Origin of the sequence: Micromonospora sp. NPDC093243 (assembly GCF_044753725.1) — a bacterium.
Lineage (GTDB): Bacteria > Actinomycetota > Actinomycetes > Mycobacteriales > Micromonosporaceae > Micromonospora.
The window spans coordinates 104,809-121,745 of the sequence record NZ_JBIVNT010000005.1; the positions used below are offsets into that span (position 1 = coordinate 104,809).

The window sequence follows — 16,937 nt, forward strand, 5'->3', positions numbered from 1 at the left end:
CGCTCAGCCCGACTGCATCGCCAGGTCGTCGACCCCGCGCCGCAGCGGCTCGGTGAGCGGGGTCCGAGGTGCGGTCGGTTGCGCGGGCACCCGGGCGAACCGGGTCCAGGCGGAGATGACCTGTGCGGCGGCGTGCCACGGCGCCGGGTCGTCGACTTCCGGGTCGGCGAGTCGGGTGACGATCACGCCCCAGTGCCGCAGCCGCTCCAGGTTCTCCAGGAAGGCGGGGTGCTGGGCGAGCGTCGGGTCCGGCGCCGGCACGGCGACCACCGGCAGGCCGACGGCGGTCGCCTCGTTGAGCAGCCGCAGGGCCAGGTTGTCGTTGAGCCCGTACGCCCACTTGTTGACCAGGTCGAAGCTGGCCGGCGCGACGGCGTAGGCCTCGGCCGGCGGCAGCGGGTGCAGCGCTTCGGCCTGCTCGTCCTCGCGTATCGGATGACCGGTGAGGGCGGTCAGGGCGTCCCGGTCGATCACGTCGACCGCGTCCGGGGTGGTGACGATGTGGACCTCCCAGCTCAGCTCCTGGCAGGCCGCGATGAAGGGTGTGAGCTCGGCGGCCGGTTCGGTGCCGCAGACGACGAGGTGCAGGACAGGAGATCGTGACTTCCCGGGCATGGCGGCTCCTATCGCAGGTCCCGAGGCCGAGGGTATCGACGTTGACTCGGACGCGAGCCGTTTTCCGGGCAACCGGCCGGACAGCGGCTACCAGCCACCCGTTGGCTGAGTGAAGACTCAGCCGAATGTCCGTCCCTGGTAGAGCCGGTGCGGCCGGCCGCGCCGCTCGAACGCCGCCAGCTCGCCGGCCCCGGCGACGACCACGTCGCTCTCCGGTCAAGGAAGGTCAGCCACGTCCGTCGGGGTACTCCGCCGGGCGGCGGGACGGCCATACTGGCCCGGTGTTCACACTCGCCCAGGCCCGGCACCTGGTGGCCACCCTGCGTCCGCGCATCGACGAGCTGATCCGGTTGCGCGCGGACCTGACCGAGCTCCGCGCCGACCTGGCCGAGCACGGCACGAGCCCACTCGGCGGCCGGCCCGAGGTCAAGGGGCTGGAGGCCCGGCTGCACGCCGTCCTCGACGAACTGCACCAGCACGACATCCAGGTCAAGGGCTTCGCTCCGGTGCTGCTCGACTTCCCCGGCGAGCGGGACGGTCGGCCGGTGCTCTGGTGCTGGCTGGAGGGGGACACGGACGTGCGCTGGTACCACCGGGCTGAGTGCGGCTTCGCCGGTCGCCGGCCGGTGTGAGGGCTCAGCGAGACGAGCCCGGGCTCGGGCTGCGGCGCGGCCGGCCGCCCGGCTCCGCGACGGCGAAGACCACCACGTTGTCGGTGTAGTGGCGGCGTCGACGGTCGAAGTCGCCACCGCAGGTGATCAGGCGCAGCTCCGGGCCGGGCGTCGGGCCGTAGACCGAGGCGGTGGGGAATGCGTCCTTGCGGGTGCGCAGCGACCCGGTCACCCGGAACACCAGCCGCTGCCCGCCGCGCCACACCTCGACCGGGTCGCCGGGGCGCAGCTCGCCGAGCCGGGCGAACACGGCCGGGCCGCGCCGGGAGTCGAGGTGCCCGGCGAGGACCGCCGGGCCGGGGTCGCCGGGGGCCGGGCCGCCGCCGTACCAGCCGGCGACGTCGAAGCCGGCCGGTGGGATCAGGGCGCCGGCGCGGTCCAGCCCGAGCGTGGTGAGCGGAGCGTCGACGCCGATCCGGGGCACGCGTACCCGGGCGGGTTCGCCGCGTGGCGCGGAGCTGGCCGGCGGCGGGGTGGCCGACGGGCAGCTGTCGGCGCACCCGGGCCGCCAGCTGGCGGCCCGGGGCGGCGGATCGGTGGTGGCCAGCCCGACCCCGGTCCCGGCGGCCAGGCAGACCGCCGCGCCCACCGCCACCAGCGCGGCCGCCGCCGACGGGTGCTCCCGGTGCCGGCGGATCGCCGGGCCACGCCGCGCGATCACCAGGTGGTACGCCGCCGGCGCAGCAGCAGCGCGAGACCGGCGGCCAGGGCCAGGGCGGCCAGCCCGCCGACGAGCAACGGGTAGCCGCCGGGCCAGCTGGCGGCCAGGCCGCCGGCGCCGGTGTCCACCCCGCCGGCCGGCACCACCGTGCCGCCCTCGGCGTCGCGCCGCAGCTCGGTGGTGAGGCCGCCCTTCTTCGCGTCCAGCACCAGCAGCGAGTAGACGGCGCCGCCGGTCAGTCGCACCTCGGTCTGGGTGCTCGGGCCGCCACTGCCGGAGAGCCGCAGCCGCCAGCTGCCGGGCTCGACCAGCTGGTAGTCGGTGGTGGTGGCGAAATGCACCCCGTTGGCGATGGTCGGCCCGTCGGCGGCGGCCACGTCGAGCACCGGTGCGCGTACCGAGGCCTGGACGACGCGGACCTTGGCCTGCCCGCCGCGCGGCGCGCTGAGGTCGTCGCGCAGCACGCGCAGCCCGAGGTCGGCGTAGCGGCCCACCCCGGCGACCGTGTACGCCTCACCGCCGGTCACCGCGACCTCGGTGGTGAGCACCGGCGGGTCGCTGGCCGGTGCGCCCGCCTCGCGCATCGCCACCGCGTAGCGGCCGCTCGGCAGCGACAGGTAGTCGGAGACCACGCCGTATCCGACGCCCGGGAAGACCCGGGGCTCTGCCGTGCCGGGGGCGGCCAGGTAGACGTCGACGCTCGGGGTGTCGGGGGAGAGGTGGGCGAGCCGGACGTAGCCGACGGTCGCGGCGCCGGCCGGCACGGCCGGGGTGGTCACGAGGCCCGCGCCGATCAGGAGCGCGGCGGCTCCGGCGAACAGGCGGCGCGGTGCGGTACGGAGCAGGTGCATGTCGCCTCCGGGGTCCGGACTTCGGGGGGAGCCGTCCATCCGAGAGCGTCCCGTGTACGGGACTGCGATGCAACCGTCACCGACCCGACACGCCGAGGAATCGCCGCGCCACGGTCCGTGCGCGACGGTCGGGTCAGGCGGCGGCCAGCGCGGCGCGCACCGTGGCGGCGTCCGCCGGGGTCGAGCGCTGCGGATCCTGCGGGTCGCTGTTGTAGACGACCCCGTACACCGGGGCGCCCGGCTGCTGCCGCCGCCCCTCGGCGAGCGGGCCGGCGTCCACCGCGTCGTAGCCGATCCGGTCCAGCAGGGCGGTCGCTGCCGCCTTCGCGTCCGCGTCGTCCCCGGCGATCGGCAGCGCGGTGCGGTCCGGCGCGCCGGTCGGCCGGGGCAGCGTCCCCAGGTGCCGGAAGTTGATGTTGTTGAAGACCTTGACCACCCGCGCCGCCGGCAGATGGCGCTGGAGCAGCTCGCTGCTGGTGGTCGCCCCGGAGTCCAGCTCGGCGATCTGCCCGTCGCGCTGCGGGTAGTAGTTGTTGGTGTCCAGCACGACCTTGCCGGCCAGCGGTTCCACCGGCACGTCGCGGTAGGCCTTGAGCGGGACGCTCACCACCACCAGGTCGCCGGCCTCGGCCGCCTCCTGGACGGTTGCGGCGCGGGCCCGTGGGCCCAGCTCCTCGACCAGCTCGCGCAGCGACTCCGGTCCCCGTGAGTTGCTGAGCACCACGTCGTAGCCGGCCGCCACCGCGAGCCGGGCGACCGTCCCGCCGATGTTGCCGCTGCCGATCAGTCCCACCGTCGTCATGTCTGGCACAACTCCGTCCCACCGTGGCCGCCGGTGCGGCGCCCGGACGCGCCGCGAGCCCGTCCGGCCCAACCTACTGCCGGGGCCGTTCGAGGACCGGCGCCTCGGGAACACACCACGCTGCCGGGCGGTGGGCGCTGGCCGGCCGGCCGCGTGCGACGGTGGCTCAGGCGGTGGTGGGCAGCGCCTTCTCGACGGCGGCGCGCAGCTCGGCCGAGTCGGGCTCGACCGTCGGCGCGAACCGGGCGGCCACCGTGCCGTCCGGCGCGACCAGGAACTTCTCGAAGTTCCACCGGACGTCGCCGGTGTGTCCCTCCGCGTCCGGCGTCTGCACCAGCGCGGCGTAGAGCGGGTGCCGCTCGGGTCCGTTGACGTCGACCTTCTCCGTCAGCGGGAAGGTGACGCCGTAGTTGACCTGGCAGAAGTCGCTGATCTCGGCGGCGCTGCCGGGCTCCTGGCCGGCGAACTGGTTGCACGGCACGCCGAGCACCACCAGGCCGCGGTCGGCGTACTCGGTGGCCAGGGCCTGCAGGCCGGCGTACTGGGGGGTGAGCCCGCAGCGCGAGGCGACGTTGACCACCAGCAGCGCGCGGCCGCGGTAGCTGGCGAGGTCGGCGGGGCCGCCGTTGAGGGCGCCGATCGGAATGTCGAAGACGGTCATCCGGCGAGGCTACCGCCGCCCCGCGCGGCCGGTGTCGGTGGCCGCGCCGCCCGCCGCCGGCAGCGGCGCCGTCCGCTCCGGGAGCGAGACGAGGGGTGGCATTTCGACCGGTACGGGAAATCGAAACATGCACATCTTGACTAAGTGATGACGCCGTGAGTAGCGTCTCACCATCCTTTTGGAAAGTTTCCTAACTGTTTGGGGAGACGCCACATGAAGAGATCGCTCCGCCGGGCCCTCTGGGCCGGCGCCGTGGTCGCGGTGACCGCCGCGATGTTGCCCGTAACCACCGCGTTCGGCGCCGGAAGCGTGACCACCACGTTCACGAAGGTGCAGGACTGGGGGACCGGTCACGAGACCAGGGTGACGATCACCAACGGCTCGGACGCCACGGTCAGCACCTGGCGCATCGAGTTCGACCTGCCCTCGAGCACCAGCATCAGCAGCTCCTGGGACGCCGACGTGACCCGCAGCGGCAACCACTACGTCGCGGTCAAGAAGAGCTGGGCCGGTGGCATCGCTCCGGGCGCCTCGTTCAGCTGGGGCTACAACGGCAGCGGCGCCTACCAGGCCCCGTTGAACTGCACCGTCAACGGCGCCTCCTGCGGCGGTGGCGGCACCCCGCCCACCACCCCGCCGCCGACCACGCCCCCGCCGACCACCCCGCCCCCGACGACCCCACCGCCGACCACGCCGCCGCCGACCACCCCGCCGCCGGCCGGCGCGAAGAAGGTCGTCGGCTACTTCGCCCAGTGGGGCGTGTACGCCCGCAACTACCACGTGAAGAACATCCACACCAGCGGCTCGGCCGCGAAGCTGACCCACATCCTCTACGCCTTCGGCAACACCACCGGCGGCCGCTGCACGATCGGTGACAGCTACGCCGACTACGAGAAGGCCTACACCGCGGCGGACAGCGTCGACGGCGTCGCGGACACCTGGGATCAGCCGCTGCGCGGCAGCTTCAACCAGCTGCGCAAGCTCAAGCAGATGTACCCGCACCTCAAGGTGATCTGGTCCTTCGGCGGCTGGACCTGGTCCGGCGGGTTCACCCAGGCCGCGCAGAACCCGACCGCGTTCGCCGACAGTTGCTACAACCTGGTCGAGGACCCGCGCTGGGCGGACGTCTTCGACGGCATCGACATCGACTGGGAGTACCCGAACGCCTGCGGCCTGAGCTGCGACGCCAGCGGCCCGAACGCGTTCAAGAACGTCGCCGCCGCGCTGCGGACGAAGTTCGGCTCCAACGCCCTGGTCACCGCCGCGATCACCGCGGACGGCAGCAACGGCGGCAAGATCGACGCCACCGACTACGCCGGGGCCGCGGGCAGCCTCAACTGGATCATGCCGATGACGTACGACTACTTCGGCGCCTTCGCCGCGCAGGGCCCGACCGCGCCGCACTCCCCGCTCACCTCGTACACCGGCATCCCGCAGCAGGGCTTCTGGTCCGACGCGGCGATCCAGAAGCTCAAGAGCAAGGGCATCCCGGCCAACAAGCTGCTGCTCGGCATCGGCTTCTACGGCCGGGGCTGGACCGGCGTCACCCAGAGCGCCCCGGGTGGCAGCGCGACCGGCGCCGCCCCGGGCACCTACGAGGCGGGCATCGAGGACTACAAGGTCCTCAAGAACACCTGCCCGGCGACCGGCACCGTCGGTGGTACGGCGTACGCCAAGTGCGGCAGCAACTGGTGGAGCTACGACACCCCCTCCACCATCAACGGCAAGATGACGTACGCGAAGAACCAGGGCCTCGGCGGCGCCTTCTTCTGGGAGCTCTCCGGTGACACCACCAACGGTGAGCTGATCGGCGCCGTCAAGGGCGGTCTCGGCTGAGCCGTAGGCCGACGCACCACCCACACGGCGGGGAGGGACACGCACCGTCCCTCCCCGCCCGCGTGCGCCTGTCGCAGCGCGGCTGGCCGAGGGACCCTCGCCGCCACCCAGGTTGATGTGGCAGACTCGCCGCTCGGCATGTCTCGATGTCCACCGGTCGGAGGGAGGGGTTGATGGGTGTGACGCACCGGAGGCTGACGGGTGCCGCCGCCACGCTCGCGATCCTGCCGCTCGCCCTCACCGGCTGCGGTCTCGTGGGCGGCGAGGACGAGCCGGCGGCGAAGCCCGAGCGCGCCCCCGCGGAGGAGGCCGCCGCCAAGTCCCGCGAGCGGGTGCAGGCCTACCTCGACGCGATGACCGCCAAGGACGCGGCGGCCGGTCGCAGCCAGCTCTGCGCGACGATGCACGACGGCTTCGACGCGGCGTCGACGGGGCCGAACGGCGACTTCGCCGACCACTTCGAGGTGCCGCAGGCGGCGATCACCGACATCCGGTCCGGCCCGCGCGGCCAGGAGGTGACCGTCTCGGTCTCGGTCACCGCCGGTTCGCGGAAGGTCACCCGGCCGCTGGTGTTCACCGTCACCAAGGACGGGGCCGACTGGTGCATCTCCGGCGAGGCGCCGGCCAGCGCCACCGCCACGCCGGTCGCCCCGGGCGGGACGCCCGCTTCCTGAGCTGCGCCGATGCCCCGGCCGGCCGGCGACCTCCCAGTTTCCGGAACGATCCCCCTCGCCGCTCGGCCGCCCCAGCCGTCGCCGTACGCTTTCTGTCATGCGCCATGAGTGGCATCAGCTGAGCCATCCCGCGGTGGGCAGCCCGGGGCTGCAGACCAGCCGCCCGACCGTCGACTCCGCCGAGGACGCGGCCCTCGGCCTCGACCGCTGGCGGGATCTGCCGCGCGAGCAGACCCCACCCTGGCCCGACCCGGGGGCGGTGGCCGAGGTGTGCAAGGTGCTCGACACCGTGCCGTCGGTGGTCGCGCCCTACGAGGTAGACCAGCTCCGGCAGCGGCTGGCGCTGGTCTGCGAGGGCAAGGCGTTCCTGCTCCAAGGCGGTGACTGCGCCGAGACCTTCGCCGACAACACCGAGAGCCACCTGCTGGCCAACGCCCGCACGCTGCTCCAGATGGCGATCGTGCTGACCTACGGCGCGTCGCTGCCGGTGGTGAAGGTGGCCCGGGTCGCCGGGCAGTACACCAAGCCCCGGTCGCTGCCGACCGACGCGCGGGGCCTGCCGGCCTACCGCGGCGACATGATCAACTCGCTGGAGGCCACGCCGGCGGCGCGGGTCGCCGACCCGCAGCGCATGATCCGGGCGTACGCGAACTCGGCCGCCGCGATGAACATGCTCCGGGCGTACCTGGCCGGTGGGCTGGCCGACCTGCACGCGGTGCACGACTGGAACAAGGGGTTCGTGAAGAACTCCCCGGCCGGCGAGCGCTACGAGGCGATCGCCCGGGAGATCGACCGGGCGCTGGCGTTCATCCGGGCCTGCGGGATGACCGACGACGAGGCGCTGCGCACGGTCACCCTGCACTGCTCGCACGAGGCGCTCGCGCTGGAGTACGACCGGGCGCTGACCCGGGTCTCCGACAACCGGGCGTACGGGCTCTCCGGGCACTTCCTCTGGGTCGGGGAACGCACCCGGCAGATCGACGGTGCGCACATCGACTTCATCTCCCGCATCGCCAACCCGATCGGGGTCAAGCTCGGCCCGTCCACCAGCCCGGACGAGGCGATCGAGCTCTGCGAGAAGCTCAACCCGGACAACATCCCCGGCCGACTCACCCTGATCAGCCGGATGGGCAACCACCGGGTCCGCGACGCCCTGCCGCCGATCGTGGCCAAGGTCACCGCGGCCGGTGCCAAGGTCGTGTGGCAGTGCGACCCGATGCACGGCAACACGCACGAGTCGTCCAACGGCTACAAGACCCGGCACTTCGACCGCATCGTCGACGAGGTGCTCGGCTACTTCGAGGTGCACCGCGGTCTCGAGACCCACCCCGGTGGCCTGCACGTCGAACTGACCGGCGAGGACGTCACCGAGTGCCTCGGCGGCGCCCAGGGCATCGAGGACCTCGACCTGCCCGACCGCTACGAGACCGCCTGTGATCCGCGGCTGAACACCCAGCAGTCGTTGGAGCTGGCCTTCCTGGTGGCGGAGATGCTCCGTGGCTGACGCGAGGAGTGAGCTTGCGAGCCCCGCAGTCGGCAGCCGAGGAATGACAGTGGCTGACGCGAGGAGTGAGCTTGCGAGCCCCGCAGTCGGTAGCCGAAAGGATGATCGTGGCTGAGTTTGTTGATCTGCGTTCGGACACCGTCACCCGGCCCACCGCCGGGATGCGGGAGGCGATGGCCACCGCCGAGGTCGGCGACGACGTGTACGGCGAGGACCCGACAGTCAACGCGCTGGAGGCCGAGGTCGCCGCGCTCTTCGGGCACGAGGCCGCGCTCTTCGCCCCGAGCGGGTCGATGGCCAACCAGATCGCCCTGCAACTGGTGGTGCCGCCGGCCCAGGAGCTGCTCTGCGACGCCGACGCGCACGTGGTCACGTACGAGATCGGCGCCGCGGCCGCGTACGGCGGAATCTCCTCGCGGACCTGGCCGGCGGTCGGTGCGGACCTCGACCCGGACGTGGTCGCCGCCATGATCCGGCCGGACGGCTACTTCGCGGTCCCGACCCGGGCGATCGCGGTGGAGCAGACCCACAACCGGGGTGGCGGCGGCGTGATCCCGCTGGCCACGCTGCGTCAGCTGCGCGAGATCGCCGACGGCGCGCAACTCGCGCTGCACTGCGACGGCGCCCGCATTTGGCACGCCCACGTGGCCGACGGGGTGCCGCTGATCGAGTACGGCCGCCTCTTCGACACCATGTCGGTCTGCCTCTCCAAGGGCCTCGGCGCTCCGGTCGGCTCGCTGGTGGTGGGCAGCGCCGAGAAGATCGAGCGGGCCCGGCTCATCCGCAAGCGGATGGGCGGCGGGATGCGGCAGGCGGGCATCCTGGCCGCGGCCGGTCGGTACGCCCTCGCCCACCACGTCGACCGGCTCGCCGAGGACCACGCGAAGGCCGCCCGGCTGGCCGAGGCGATCGCTCCGTTCGGGGTGCTGGCCAGCACGGTGCGGACCAACCTCGTGCCGCTGGACCTGACCAAGTCCGCCTTCGACGCGCACGCGCTGGCCGCCGCCGCGCGGGCCGAGGGGGTGCTGATCTCGGTGCTCGGCCCACGGACCGCCCGCCTCGTCACCCACATGGACGTCACCGACGCCGCCATCGACCAGGCCGCCGGCGCCCTAACCAAGATCTTCCGCAGCTGACCGCCCACCCCGCCTACCCCGCCGCACGGTCCCCGGTGATCAAGAGGTTTGCGTCATTCCCGGCCGGAATCCTGACGCGAATCTCTTGATCACCGCGCTGCAGTGGGCGAGGGGAGGGGGAACGGGAGCGGGTCGGGGGGGGGGGTTAGGGGTTCAGGCGGGTGAGGGTGGCGATGTCGGCGGCGTGGCCGACGTGCTTCTCGGTGGGCGTCTCCACCACCACCGGGACGCCGGCGGTCGCCGGGTGCGCCATCAGCTCCGCGAACGCCGGCTCGCCGATCATGCCCTTGCCGATGTTCTCGTGCCGGTCCCGGGTCGAGCCGCACAGGTCCTTCGAGTCGTTCGCGTGCACCAGCCGCAGCCGATCCGCCCCGACCGTGGCCACCAGGGTGTCCAGGGTCGCCGTCATGCCGCCCTCGGCGGCCAGGTCGTGCCCGGCGGCCCAGGCGTGGCAGGTGTCGAAGCAGACCGCCAGCCCCGGGTGCCGGTCGACGGCGTCGAGGTAGGGCCCGAGCTGCTCGACCCGGGAGGCGAGGGACCGTCCGCCACCCGCGCTCGGCTCGACCAGCAGCAGCGGGCCACCGGCCGCGACAGTCGAATCCAGCAGCGGCAGCAGTGTCTCGCGCACCTGCCGCATCGCCGCCTCGGCGTGCCCGGCGTCGACCGCGCTGCCGGCGTGGAACACCACGCCCTGCGCGCCGATCGCCGTGCCCCGGCGCAGCGCGTGAGCCAACGTCTCGGCCGACTTCTCGACCGTGGCCGGGGTCGGCGACCCGAGGTTGACCAGCAGCGACGCGTGGATGAAGACCGGAACGCCCCGCTCGGCGCAGCCGGCGCGGAACAGCGCGTCCTGCCCCGGATCGCCGGGCGGCAGCGCCCAGCCCCGGGAGTTCGAGACGTAGACCTGGACCACCTCGGCGCCGGTCGCGTCGAGGTAGGGCAGAGCGGCCTTCGCCAGACCGCCCGAGGTCGGCGTGTGCGCGCCGACCCGACGGATCCCGCTCACCGCCATCTCAGAAGCATCCGATCGTCACCGGGGTGCCGGGTGGCACCTGCGAGTTCTCGCCCGGGTTCTGGAACCGGACGACCGCGTTCGGGTTGAACTGGACCGCCACCGGGAAGCCCTGGCTCTCCAGCAACTGCTTGGCCTGCGGACACGGCAGGTCGATCACCCGGGGTACGACCACCAGCGGCGGGCCCTTGCTGACATCCAGCTTGACCTGGGCGCCCTTCTCCACGCCGGCGCCGTCGGCCGGGCTCTGCCCGAGGATCTCGTCCTTCGGCTTGTCCGAGTCCTTGTAGGTCTCCACCGCGACCAGGCCGAGCTTGGTGAGGGCGGTCCGGGCGTCGGTGAGACTCTTGCCGACCAGGTTCGGCACGCTGACCGGGGCCCTGCCCTTGCTCAGGATGACCGTGACCTTGGCGCCCGGCTTGACCTCGGCACCCACCTTCGGGTTGGTGTCGATCACCACTCCGGCCGGCAGGCTGTCGTCGTAGCGGGCGGCGCCCTTGGCCACCACCAGCTTCGCGTTGAGCAGATCCGCCTCGGCCAGCTCGAACTCCTTGCCCACCACGTCCGGCACCGGGAAGCGCTCCGGGCCGAGCGAGAGGGTCAGGGTGACCGTGCTGCCCTTGACGATCCGGGCGGCGGACGCCGGGTCCTGGAGCAGGACGCTGTCCTTCGGGGCCTTCTCGTCGTACTGCGGGTCGGCGTAGGCCAGGGTGATCCCGGCGCGGGCGGCCTGCGCCTCCGCCTCGGCCTTGGTCAGGCTGACCAGCTGGGGGGCGTCCGTGTAGCGGCCCGCCCCGAACCACCAGCCCCCGACAGCGGCGACCAGACCGAGGACCACCACGACGGCGGCCACCGCCAGCCGGCCGCGACGGTCGCCCATCACCCGGGCGCGCAGCTCGCCGAGCCGGGACCAGAGGTCGCCCTCGCCGGGCGGCGAGGTGGCCCGCCGTCGGCCGGCCCGCTGGCCGCCCTCGGGCAGCCGGGCCCAGTTCGGCCGCTCGGCCGGGCGGACCGCCGCGACCACCATGGTCGGCTGGGACAGCGGCTGCTCGTCGGGAACCCGGCGCAGCACGGCGGTGTGGCTGTTCTGGTTGCCCAGCTGATCGCGGGCCACCTGGACCTCGGTGAGCAGCGCTCCGGCGTCGGCCGGCCGGGCCGCCGGGTCGCGCCGGGTGGCCCGGGCGACGAGCTCGTCCAGGACCGGCGGCAGGGCGGGGACCAGGGTCGACGGGGCCGGCACGTCCCGGTCGACGTGCTGCCAGGCGATGTCGATCGGGCGGTCGCCGTCGTAGGGCACCCGACCGGTGAGCATCTCGAAGAGCACGATGCCGGCCGAGTAGACGTCGGTACGCGCGTCGGCCCGGCCCTCGGTGACCAACTCGGGTGCGACGTAGGCCACCGTCGCCATGAGCTGGTTGCCGTCCTCCTCGGCGCTGGCCTCGACCGCCCGGGCCAGGCCGAAGTCGGCGACCTTGACCACGCTGTCGACCAGGTTGGCCACGCCGCCGGTGGGCGCCTCGGCGACCAGCACGTTCTCCGGCTTGACGTCGCGGTGCACCACCCCGGACCGGTGTGCGGCGGCGATCGCGGCGAGCATCTGCTCGAAGATGGCCAGCGCCTCGTCCGGGTTGAGCCGGCGTCGCTCGGCGAGCACGTCGCGCAGGGTGCGGCCGCGGACGTACTCCATGACCAGGTAGGGCAGGCCGCCGTGGGTGCCCTGGTCGTAGACGGCGACCACATTGGGGTGGGTCAGCCGGGCGATCGTCTTCGCCTCGTCGGTGAACCGCGCGACGAAGCCGGCGATGCGCGACCGGGCCTCGGAGGCCTGGGTCGGGTGAATGATCTTGACCGCCACGGTGCGCTCGAGGCGCTCGTCGGTGGCGGTGTACACGGTCGCCATGCCGCCACGGGCCACGCGACCGCGGATGCGGTAGCGCCCGTCGATCAGCGAGCCCAGCAACGTGTCGGCGACCTGTGTGTCCATCGGCAGGGAGTCTATGTGTCCAGAGGGTGAAGGTTGAACAGGATGCTACAGCCGGGGCCCGACCGGGTGGGTCCCGGCGCGCTCGCCGCTCGCCGGAGAACGCTCTGACCTGCACCGACACCCCGTCGATCCGCCGACGGCCGCCCGCGCCGGATCGGCGGCAGGAATCCGCCGGCGGGCAGGTTCCACCCCCGACCGGCGTCTGCCGGATGCCTCCTGCGGGGTGCCGTTGGCCCGGCACGCCGGCGGCGTGGCAGGGTGATCGGGTGACCGAACCCGTACCCGCCGACCAGGCCGCAGCCGGCCCCGACCTCGCCGGCCCCGCCGACGCGGCCGGCTGGCTCACCCTGCCGGACGTCGCCGAGCGCCTCGACGTGTCGATCAGCAAGGTGCACCAGATGATCCGCGACCGCGAGCTCCTGGCGGTCCGCCGGGACGGCATCCGCCGGGTGCCGGCGGAGCTGGTGGCCAACCACACCGTGCTCAAGCACCTGCCCGGCGTGCTCAACCTGCTCGCCGACGCCGGCTACGACGACGAGGCCGCGCTGCGCTGGCTGTACGAGCCGGACGACAGCCTCTCCGGCACCGCCGCCGCCGCTCTCGGTGGCGACCAGGCCCGCGAGGTCAAGCGCCGCGCCCAGGCCCTCGGCTTCTGACCCTCACCCGCCCGCCGGGTCTACGTCGATCATGAAGTTGTTGTCACCGGCACCGGCGTGTCGAGACAACAACTTCATGATCGACAGGCCGGACGGAGGACGGGCCGGTCGGAGGGTGGGCCGGGGGAGGGTGGGTCAGTCGGTGCGGCGGGTGGCGGCGATGGCCAGGTCGACCAGGGCCTGGCGGGCCTCGGTGTCGAGGTCGACGGTGGCCAGCGCGGCCAGCGCGGTCTCGGTCAGCGTGGCGATCCGCTGCTCCGTCCGGGCCAGCGCGCCGCTCGTGGTGATCACCTCGCGCAGCCGGGCGACCCGCCGCTCGTCCAGGCCCGGATCGCCGATCCCGGCCATCAGCAGCTCACGGCCGGGGTCGTCGGTCGTCTCCAGGGCCGCCGCCACCAGGAAGGTGCGCTTGCCCTCGCGCAGGTCGTCGCCGGCCGGCTTGCCGGTCTGGGTCGGGTCGCCGAAGACACCCAGCACGTCGTCACGGAGCTGGAACGCCTCGCCCAGCGGCAGCCCGTACGCCGAGTAGGCCGCCTGGACCTCCGCCGGCGCGTCGGCCAGCGCGGCGCCGAGCAGCAGCGGCCGCTCGACCGTGTACTTCGCCGACTTGTAGCGGGCGACCTTGCCGGCCCGCTCCACCGACGTGTCCCGGGTCACCTGGGTGAGGACGTCCAGGTACTGGCCGACGGTGACCTCGGTGCGCATCTCGTCGAAGACCGGCCGGGCCCGGGCCACCGTGCCCGGGTCCAGCCCGGCGGAGTGCAGCAGCTCGTCCGACCAGACCAGGCAGAGATCACCGAGCAGGATCGCGGCGGCGTCGCCGAACCCGTCGGGGTCGCCGCCCCAGCCGGACCTGCGGTGCCGGGCGGCGAACCGTCGGTGCACGGCGGGCTCGCCGCGCCGGGTGTCCGAGCGGTCCATCAGGTCGTCGTGGATCAGGGCACTGGCCTGCACGAACTCCAGAGCGGCCAGGGCGGCCAGCACCTGGTCGCTGTCCACTCCGCCGGCGCCCCGGTAGCCCCAGTAGGCGAAGGCCGGCCGCAGGCGCTTGCCGCCGCCCAGCACGAAGGTCTCGATCGCTTCCGCCACCGGTGTCAGCGCGTCGTCGACACCGGCCATCCAGATCCGCTGATTGGCCAGGAACTCGGTGAGGGCCTTGTCGATCCGCTGGCGGAGGCCGGCACGGTCGATCGGGGAGACGGGAGCAGCGTCGGTCACGCCAGAACGCTAGCCGGTCCGGTTGGCGCTCGGATACCCGCCAGTATCCGCTCCGCCGCGCGGCCCGGTGGCCCCCGACCCGTCTTCGCCCGGGGCGCCGGACGGGGCAGGTAGGGGCGGGCCGCCGTGACCAGGGCCGCGTGCCTGCGGACGGCGGGCGCCCGCCGGTGGGCGGTCAGCCGGCGACGTACCTCGGTCAGGTGGGTCACCGCCCGGGGTGACCCGGCGCGCACCGCGTCGAGCAGCGCCGCGCTGGCCACGTCGCAGGCCAGCTCGACCTCGCCGAGCTGGAGGTAGCCCCGGGCCAGCCAGCCGCCGTAGATCGCGGCCCGGCGCGGGCGCCCCGGCTCCCGGGCCGCGTCGAGCAGCACCTCGGCCCGTCGGGGACGGCCCAGGGCGACCAGGGCCCGACCGGTCATCGCCGCCAGCTCCGGGCCGTCGAGCCAGTAGAGCCACGGCGGCTCCCGTTCCGGTTCGGGCGCGCCAACGGCCCGATCCGCCGCACCGAGGGCCTGCCGGGCGGCGTCCGGCTGCCCGCCGAGCGCGGCGGCCAGCGCCACCCGGTGCAACAGCAGGGCACGCAACCCCGGGCTGGCCCACCGCCGGCTGCCCGCGTAGCCGGTGCGGGCCAGGAGCAGCGCGCCCTGCGGATCGCCGGCCCCGGCCAGCAGGTGACTGGCCGAGCCGAGCAGGTGCCCGGCGAGGGCCGGATCCCCGGCGGCGGCCGCGGCGCGCAGCCCGAGCCGGTAGGCGTCCAGCCCACCGGCCAGATCGCCGGCGTCGGCGGCGAGCCAGCCGGCGAGCTGAGCCGACTCGGCGAGCACCGGCAGCAACCGGCGGCGCCCGGCCGGCCCGGACCGGGGCAGGGCCCGGACCACCCGGCGGAGCCGGTCGGCGCCGAACGGGGCGAGGTCGACGCCGCCGGCGAGGTCGTCCAGCCGGCGCAGCCCGGCCAGGTCGACGTCGGGTGCCGGGCCCGGGCGGGAATGCGGAGACGGGCCACCGGGCGGCTCGGCCCCGACCGACGGCCACCCGGGGTGCCGGCCGAACCCGACGCCCGGTGCGTCGGAGGCGGTGAGCCGGCCGGGCGCGGGGACCAGCAGGGCGGCCCGCGGATCGGCCAGCCAGCGCTGCGCCAGGGCGAGCAGCGCCGCGCGGGACCGGGCGCCCGCGACAGGCCCGACCGGCGGCCGGGCGAGGCGTCGGGCCCGGGCCGCGGCGTCGGTCAACAGCGCGACCGGGGCGGCGAGGACGACGGCGAGCCAGCGCAGCCAGAAGTCGCCGGGCACCCGGACCTGCCGCTCCCATCGGGAGATCTCGTGCCGGCTCAGCGTCGGCACGCCGGCGGCGGCGCAGAGCTCGGCGGCGGTGCGCTGCTGGCTCCAGCCGCGAGCCAGCCGGAGCTGGGTGAGCAGCGGCCCGAGCAGCAGCGGGCCGACGTGCGGGGTCGGCGTCATGATCCCTCCCGACGGGGTCGACGCGGCGCCGCGGGCCGGCCCACCGGACCGGCCGCGCCACCACTGGCGGCGACCCCCGCGCGTGCCCCCGGGAGCCGGCCGACCCGGCCGGCTCCACCCGCGCTGCCACCTGAATATCCCGGGGGTACGACGCTTTCCCGCGCCGCCCGGCCCGACCCGGCTGCCCGGCGGCGTCCCGATCGGGCCGTCATCGGGTGGGAAGATCGTGGGTACGGGGGCCGGCTCCCGCTAGAGTCGGAGCGTGGCGCTCGGTCTTCCCTCGGTCCTCCCCAACCCGCAGCCGGCGATCGGGGAGCTGATCCGTGAGCGGCAGCCGACCTTCTCCTTCGAGTTCTTCCCGCCCAAGACGGCGCAGGGCGAGCGCCTGCTCTGGCAGGCGATCCGGGAGCTGGAGTCGCTGCGGCCGTCGTTCGTCTCGATCACGTACGGCGCGGGCGGGTCGACCCGGGACACCACCGTCGCGGTCACCGAGCGGATCGCCACCGAGACCACCCTGCTGCCGATGGCCCACCTGACCGCGGTCGACCACTCGGTCGCCGAGCTGCGGCACGTGATCGGCCGGCTGGCCGGGGTCGGGGTGCGCAACGTGCTGGTGGTGCGGGGCGACCCGCCGGGCAACCCGGACGGCGAGTGGGTCCGCCACCCCGAGGGGGTGCTCTACGCCGAGGAGCTGGTCCGGCTGGTACGCGACGCCGGTGACTTCAGCGTCGGCGTTGCCGCCTTCCCCTACAAGCACCCGCGCTCCCCGGACGTGGTCAGCGACACCGAGCACTTCGTCCGCAAGTGCCGGGCCGGCGCCGAGTTCGCGATCACCCAGATGTTCTTCGACGCCGACGACTACCTGCGGCTGCGCGACCGGGTGGCCGCCGCCGGCTGCGACACCCCGATCCTCGCGGGCGTGATGCCGGTGACCCAGCTGGGCACGATCGAGCGGTCGGTCCAGCTCTCCGGTGCGCCGTTCCCGACCGCGCTGGCCGAGCGGTTCGAGAAGGTCGCCGACGATCCGGAGGCGGTGCGCCGGCTCGGCATCGAGCAGGCCAGCGAGATGTGCCGCCGGCTGCTCGACGAGGGCGTGCCGGGGATCCACTTCATCACCCTCAACCGCTCCACCGCCACCCGCGAGGTCTGGCAGAACCTCCGGGTGGACGCGCGGGCGTGAACGCGCGCACCGCGACACC

16 protein-coding genes are annotated in these 16,937 nt (G+C 74.1%); 7 read left to right on the forward strand and 9 right to left on the reverse strand.

What is annotated here, in order from left to right; all coding sequences use genetic code 11:
* Nucleotides 1-3 precede the first annotated feature (3 nt).
* Nucleotides 4-615: a flavoprotein gene (locus ACIP9D_RS18100; RefSeq protein ID WP_350872321.1), complete on the reverse strand. Its 612-nt coding sequence runs from the start codon at nucleotides 613-615 to the stop codon at nucleotides 4-6.
* Between the two features lie 281 nt (nucleotides 616-896).
* On the opposite strand from ACIP9D_RS18100, the gene ACIP9D_RS18105 reads away from it, so the two are divergent.
* Nucleotides 897-1,247 (forward strand): DUF2203 domain-containing protein, encoded by a 351-nt coding sequence (locus ACIP9D_RS18105; protein ID WP_350872323.1) that lies wholly within the window; start codon nucleotides 897-899, stop codon nucleotides 1,245-1,247.
* Between the two features lie 4 nt (nucleotides 1,248-1,251).
* Here the strand turns inward: ACIP9D_RS18105 and ACIP9D_RS18110 are convergent, their stop codons facing one another.
* The 4 genes from ACIP9D_RS18110 to ACIP9D_RS18125 form a co-directional block, all read right to left on the reverse strand.
* A complete protein-coding gene (locus ACIP9D_RS18110) occupies nucleotides 1,252-1,947 on the reverse strand; it encodes a class F sortase (RefSeq protein ID WP_350872325.1) in 696 nt (231 codons plus the stop codon).
* Nucleotides 1,944-2,798 (reverse strand): DUF4397 domain-containing protein, encoded by an 855-nt coding sequence (locus ACIP9D_RS18115; protein WP_350872327.1) that lies wholly within the window; start codon nucleotides 2,796-2,798, stop codon nucleotides 1,944-1,946. Before ACIP9D_RS18115 ends, ACIP9D_RS18110 begins: the two co-directional genes overlap by 4 nt.
* Before the next feature lie 133 nt (nucleotides 2,799-2,931).
* On the reverse strand, nucleotides 2,932-3,714 hold the full coding sequence (locus ACIP9D_RS18120; RefSeq protein ID WP_350872329.1) for an NAD(P)-binding domain-containing protein: 783 nt from the start codon (nucleotides 3,712-3,714) through the stop codon (nucleotides 2,932-2,934).
* Nucleotides 3,715-3,766: 52 nt separating this feature from the next.
* On the reverse strand, nucleotides 3,767-4,261 hold the full coding sequence (locus tag ACIP9D_RS18125; RefSeq protein ID WP_350872331.1) for a glutathione peroxidase: 495 nt from the start codon (nucleotides 4,259-4,261) through the stop codon (nucleotides 3,767-3,769).
* Nucleotides 4,262-4,474: 213 nt separating this feature from the next.
* Here ACIP9D_RS18125 and ACIP9D_RS18130 point away from each other — a divergent pair, with 213 nt between their 5' ends.
* From ACIP9D_RS18130 to ACIP9D_RS18145, 4 genes are all read left to right on the forward strand, one after another.
* Nucleotides 4,475-6,097 carry a glycosyl hydrolase family 18 protein gene (locus ACIP9D_RS18130; RefSeq protein ID WP_350872333.1) on the forward strand — a complete coding sequence of 541 codons (1,623 nt, stop codon included), beginning with the start codon at nucleotides 4,475-4,477 and terminating at the stop codon, nucleotides 6,095-6,097.
* A 173-nt stretch (nucleotides 6,098-6,270) separates the two neighbouring features.
* Nucleotides 6,271-6,771 carry a hypothetical protein gene (locus tag ACIP9D_RS18135; RefSeq protein ID WP_350872335.1) on the forward strand — a complete coding sequence of 167 codons (501 nt, stop codon included), beginning with the start codon at nucleotides 6,271-6,273 and terminating at the stop codon, nucleotides 6,769-6,771.
* Nucleotides 6,772-6,868: 97 nt separating this feature from the next.
* On the forward strand, nucleotides 6,869-8,275 hold the full coding sequence (locus tag ACIP9D_RS18140; RefSeq protein ID WP_350872337.1) for a class II 3-deoxy-7-phosphoheptulonate synthase: 1,407 nt from the start codon (nucleotides 6,869-6,871) through the stop codon (nucleotides 8,273-8,275).
* A gap of 101 nt (nucleotides 8,276-8,376) precedes the next feature.
* The gene (locus tag ACIP9D_RS18145) at nucleotides 8,377-9,411 is read left to right on the forward strand and encodes a GntG family PLP-dependent aldolase (RefSeq protein ID WP_350872339.1); all 1,035 of its coding nucleotides are present in this window, start codon (nucleotides 8,377-8,379) and stop codon (nucleotides 9,409-9,411) included.
* A 145-nt stretch (nucleotides 9,412-9,556) separates the two neighbouring features.
* Here ACIP9D_RS18145 and ACIP9D_RS18150 read toward each other — a convergent pair whose 3' ends face one another.
* Together ACIP9D_RS18150 and pknB are read right to left on the reverse strand one after the other, a co-directional pair.
* A complete protein-coding gene (locus ACIP9D_RS18150; RefSeq protein ID WP_350872341.1) occupies nucleotides 9,557-10,423 on the reverse strand; it encodes a deoxyribonuclease IV in 867 nt (288 codons plus the stop codon).
* 1 nt (nucleotide 10,424) lies between these two features.
* Nucleotides 10,425-12,407, reverse strand: a complete 1,983-nt coding sequence (gene pknB, locus ACIP9D_RS18155) for a Stk1 family PASTA domain-containing Ser/Thr kinase (RefSeq protein WP_350872343.1) — start codon at nucleotides 12,405-12,407, stop codon at nucleotides 10,425-10,427.
* A 266-nt stretch (nucleotides 12,408-12,673) separates the two neighbouring features.
* Here pknB and ACIP9D_RS18160 point away from each other — a divergent pair, with 266 nt between their 5' ends.
* Nucleotides 12,674-13,063, forward strand: a complete 390-nt coding sequence (locus ACIP9D_RS18160) for an Rv2175c family DNA-binding protein (protein ID WP_350872345.1) — start codon at nucleotides 12,674-12,676, stop codon at nucleotides 13,061-13,063.
* Between the two features lie 135 nt (nucleotides 13,064-13,198).
* On the opposite strand, the gene ACIP9D_RS18165 is transcribed toward ACIP9D_RS18160, so the two are convergent.
* Together ACIP9D_RS18165 and ACIP9D_RS18170 are read right to left on the reverse strand one after the other, a co-directional pair.
* Complete coding sequence (locus tag ACIP9D_RS18165; protein WP_350872347.1) at nucleotides 13,199-14,281, reverse strand: polyprenyl synthetase family protein; 1,083 nt, start codon at nucleotides 14,279-14,281, stop codon at nucleotides 13,199-13,201.
* Nucleotides 14,278-15,738: a transcriptional regulator gene (locus ACIP9D_RS18170; RefSeq protein WP_350872349.1), complete on the reverse strand. Its 1,461-nt coding sequence runs from the start codon at nucleotides 15,736-15,738 to the stop codon at nucleotides 14,278-14,280. The genes ACIP9D_RS18165 and ACIP9D_RS18170 overlap by 4 nt, the downstream gene beginning before the upstream one ends.
* A gap of 262 nt (nucleotides 15,739-16,000) precedes the next feature.
* On the opposite strand from ACIP9D_RS18170, the gene metF reads away from it, so the two are divergent.
* Nucleotides 16,001-16,918: a methylenetetrahydrofolate reductase [NAD(P)H] gene (gene metF / locus ACIP9D_RS18175; protein WP_350872351.1), complete on the forward strand. Its 918-nt coding sequence runs from the start codon at nucleotides 16,001-16,003 to the stop codon at nucleotides 16,916-16,918.
* Nucleotides 16,919-16,937: the final 19 nt, after the last annotated feature.

Bases quoted from the DNA above. Each gene is read 5' to 3' on its own strand.
- ACIP9D_RS18100 (WP_350872321.1), bottom strand. From the start codon at position 615: ATGCCCGGGAAGTCACGATCTCCTGTCCTGCACCTCGTCGTCTGCGGC.
- ACIP9D_RS18115 (WP_350872327.1), bottom strand. From the start codon at position 2,798: ATGCACCTGCTCCGTACCGCACCGCGCCGCCTGTTCGCCGGAGCCGCC.
- ACIP9D_RS18125 (WP_350872331.1), bottom strand. From the start codon at position 4,261: ATGACCGTCTTCGACATTCCGATCGGCGCCCTCAACGGCGGCCCCGCC.
- ACIP9D_RS18130 (WP_350872333.1), top strand. From the start codon at position 4,475: ATGAAGAGATCGCTCCGCCGGGCCCTCTGGGCCGGCGCCGTGGTCGCG.
- ACIP9D_RS18135 (WP_350872335.1), top strand. From the start codon at position 6,271: ATGGGTGTGACGCACCGGAGGCTGACGGGTGCCGCCGCCACGCTCGCG.
- ACIP9D_RS18140 (WP_350872337.1), top strand. From the start codon at position 6,869: ATGCGCCATGAGTGGCATCAGCTGAGCCATCCCGCGGTGGGCAGCCCG.
- ACIP9D_RS18145 (WP_350872339.1), top strand. From the start codon at position 8,377: ATGATCGTGGCTGAGTTTGTTGATCTGCGTTCGGACACCGTCACCCGG.
- ACIP9D_RS18150 (WP_350872341.1), bottom strand. From the start codon at position 10,423: ATGGCGGTGAGCGGGATCCGTCGGGTCGGCGCGCACACGCCGACCTCG.
- pknB (WP_350872343.1), bottom strand. From the start codon at position 12,407: ATGGACACACAGGTCGCCGACACGTTGCTGGGCTCGCTGATCGACGGG.
- ACIP9D_RS18170 (WP_350872349.1), bottom strand. From the start codon at position 15,738: ATGACGCCGACCCCGCACGTCGGCCCGCTGCTGCTCGGGCCGCTGCTC.